The sequence below is a fragment of the uncultured Methanobrevibacter sp. genome, assembly GCF_905235195.1.
In the GTDB taxonomy this organism is placed as follows: domain Archaea; phylum Methanobacteriota; class Methanobacteria; order Methanobacteriales; family Methanobacteriaceae; genus Methanarmilla.
In genome coordinates this window covers 1-3,327 of the sequence record NZ_CAJOKH010000102.1, presented here as the reverse complement: position 1 = coordinate 3,327, position 3,327 = coordinate 1, and the positions used below count along the sequence as shown (strand labels likewise).

Annotated in this window: 4 protein-coding genes; 3 read left to right on the top strand and 1 reads right to left on the bottom strand. The window is 25.0% G+C overall.

Going from position 1 to position 3,327, the window contains the following annotated elements:
- Positions 1 to 162 precede the first annotated feature (162 nt).
- From QZ146_RS08715 to QZ146_RS08705, 3 genes are all read left to right on the top strand, one after another.
- On the top strand, positions 163 to 396 hold the full coding sequence (locus QZ146_RS08715) for a hypothetical protein (protein ID WP_295723710.1): 234 nt from the start codon (positions 163 to 165) through the stop codon (positions 394 to 396).
- Between the two features lie 135 nt (positions 397 to 531).
- Positions 532 to 1,125 (top strand): hypothetical protein, encoded by a 594-nt coding sequence (locus tag QZ146_RS08710; protein WP_295723708.1) that lies wholly within the window; start codon positions 532 to 534, stop codon positions 1,123 to 1,125.
- Positions 1,126 to 1,268: 143 nt separating this feature from the next.
- Positions 1,269 to 1,550 carry a hypothetical protein gene (locus QZ146_RS08705; protein WP_295723705.1) on the top strand — a complete coding sequence of 94 codons (282 nt, stop codon included), beginning with the start codon at positions 1,269 to 1,271 and terminating at the stop codon, positions 1,548 to 1,550.
- Positions 1,551 to 1,929: 379 nt separating this feature from the next.
- On the opposite strand, the gene QZ146_RS08700 is transcribed toward QZ146_RS08705, so the two are convergent.
- Entirely contained in the window at positions 1,930 to 2,952 is a 1,023-nt protein-coding gene (locus QZ146_RS08700; RefSeq protein WP_295723701.1) for a hypothetical protein, read from the bottom strand.
- Positions 2,953 to 3,327: the final 375 nt, after the last annotated feature.

The window sequence follows — 3,327 nt, the reverse complement described above, 5'->3', positions numbered from 1 at the left end:
AAATTGTATTTTTACAAACAATTATAAATGAATATGATAAATATAAAAAATAAGAGATTTCAGCCCGAATTTTATTCAGAAGATTTCAGGCCCCTAAATATTTATTAATTAAGAGAATATATAGTGTTATAATGATTTTTAAAATTTTTGTGAGGTATTTTTATGAGTTGTTGTTTGCGTGAAAGTAAAGGATATGGCGACTTTGGAAATACTAATAAAATTCGTAAAATGAAAAGGAAAAGCCCTGAAGAACAAAAAGCATATATTAAAGAGTTATGGCAGAAAGATTCTAAAAAATATTTCGAATGGAAAGAATACTGTATTAGTATTGGAGGTCTCCCTGATCTTTTTGGTCATGCTAATAATCCTATTCCTATTGATGAATCCAAATTATAAAATTTCTTTTTGAGTTTAATTTAATTCTTTAAACCCTTATTTTACGAAACATAAATTAAGTAATAGTGATGAATTTATTTATTAAGTAATAGTCATAAACTAAAAATTATTAGAATTATTTAAATTGTGATTTTCATGATTGACCTTGAAAGATATAATAACTTAAAAGAAAAGTACGGTCATGTTTCTAGTTGGACAATATGGAGAGAACCTGGTGAATCAGCTAAATCAAATACTGATGATATGAGTATTTTTGAAGATGATAATATTTGCAATAAATTAAATGACAAATATGTATTTGTAGCATTAAACTGGTCCGGCACTCACGGAGTTCAAGAAGATAAACCTTGGAAAAATTTTCATAGTAGTTACCGATACCAAAATGATTTTAAATTAAGATTTGCATTAATAAACACACCATTTTGGGGAAGCTACATTACAGACATTATTAAAGAATTTCCAGAATTAAATTCAAAAAATGTAATCAGTCATTTTAAAGAGAATCCTAATGAAATATATGAATATATTAATTCATTTAAGGAAGAATTAAGCTGTTTATCAGATGAAAAACCAATATTAATAGCAGTTGGAAATGATTCCTATAACATTTTAAATGATAATTTGGGCAATGAATATGAAATTCACAGAATAATGCATTACTCTGCTAGAATAAGTAAAGAAGACTATAAAAAAGAAGTATGCAATGAATTAAAGAAAATTAAATCTTAAATGTTCTAAGGCCATTATTATTTGTTGTTTAATTTAATTATTTAAACCCTTATTTTACGAAACGCAAAGGTGAACTTAGTGCATATGATGTGGCTGAAAGACAAAGAGATAAGAATCTATAAAAAAATATGGGGGGATTAATTATGAGAGAGATAGATGAATCTAAATATCCTATGACTGAAGAAGAATTTATTAAAAGAATTAAAGAATTATATCTTGAGCATAGTACATGGGATATGCCTACTAAATTAGGATACATAAACAGTGAACAAGGATTAGAAGATATGAAGATAGAATATATAGATTCATGCGGGTATTATGATCGATATGTGAATGACTATCCTGATTACCCAAACATTGCATTTGAGGAATGTGGTTTATTAAGTTGTGTTAGTGATTTGGATCGGTTAACGGAGTTTTATTGATAATAATTTAAAATAGTATTGATGAGTATTTAGCTGAAAACTAAACTTAAATATCATTTTTATGTTTCGTAAAAGATGTGTTTCAAGAATTAAATTTATATTGTATAAAAGTTCTATATTTTATTATAACTTATTGTGTTTTTCGTATTTCATAATAGGTTGTTTTTGTTTTTTTTTTCATTTTTTTATTCAGATGGTGAGTGTCCGCCAAAAGCCAAAAATTCATATTGAAAAATTTATTAAAATGCTTATTTTTTGATTTAAAAAAATGATTTTATTAAAAAAATTCTATTTTGGCGGACACTCTGGTTTAATAAAATAAATATTTAAAGAATTAAAATTAAATTAAAAAAAATAGAAAAAAAGAAAAAAATTATGATTATTTGTGGCAGTACCAGATTGTTGCTCTGAGTGGAAGGTATTTTGTAGGTACCTTGATTAGTTTCATAGCATCATGTCTTTTATTAGTTTTAGTGTAGAATTTATATAGAATTTTATTAGTAACTCTGTTTTTAAAAGCTATTTTAACTTTAATTAATCTAGCTTGAGAGACATAATAACCACGACTAATCTGTGTATCTATACTAATACCTTTTTTCATCATAGCATTATTCACTGTACTATATACACAGCATATCTTATCTTTAGCTGTTTTCAAACGATATATCTTAAAAAAAGTTCCTTCTTTAATTTTCTGTACTGGGATAGTAATAGTGAATACTTTTTTACCTGCAAATGTTTTAGTTGGTTTTTTAGTTGCTGTATTAACTTTATTAACATTATTAATTTTATTAACTTTGTTAACATTATTAACATCATTAACAGTTATTTTTAATGCAATCCTTATTATGGGATTATCATTAACATATCTGTGGAAAGTTTCTATAGGAACTCCTCCATGTCTCCATCTAGGATACCATTTCCATTTGCCATTCACTTTAAATTTGTATGTTGAGAGATAATCTTTACTTTTCACATGTTTACCATTTTTATATAAGTGAATATCAAGATAATTAGTATATCTTTGGAAATAGGGCACTTTATACAATCTAGCTTTAATTATATATTTTCCAAATTTTTTCATACTTGGACGGTATTTTACATTCATCAAAACGACTTTATTTTTTTTAGGTTTGGAAACAGATTTAGTTTTAGGATTGTTTGTTTTTAATGCCTTAGATTCATCAGATTTTGATACATCTTTATTAGTATTAACATTGGATATTGCGTTACTTTTCGTAGATTGTATTTGTGTTTCACTTATTGTTTCTTCATTATTATTTTCTTTTTCTTTTATTTTAACTGTGTCTGTTGTTGTATTATCTGCTGCACTGACTGCTCCGATAAATAGGAGTGTTAGTGCTATTACTGATAATACAATTAAAATTTTTTTATTGTTCATAAAAAACATATTCCTCCGCCTTTTTTTGTATAATTATAATTTTATTTTTAATTCTTTTTAAGTTTTTTTATAATGTTTTTTTTCTAATTTCTCACTTTTATTTATATGAGGGATGTTTCCTATTTATATGTTAATGGGTTATGTTCTGTTTAATTTAATTCTTTAAACCCTTATTTTACGAAACTAAACAATTGCTTCATTATTTAATTATATTTCCTTTTTTTTATTTTGAGAGAATTAAATATGTTAAAATATCTTTTAATTATAAAACATTTATAGGGGCCTGAATTTTTTAGTTCTCAGATAATTGTTGTATTGCTGTTTTTGAGTTAAATCCTAGTAATATGATTAATGCTCCTAAAAATACATTCAAAT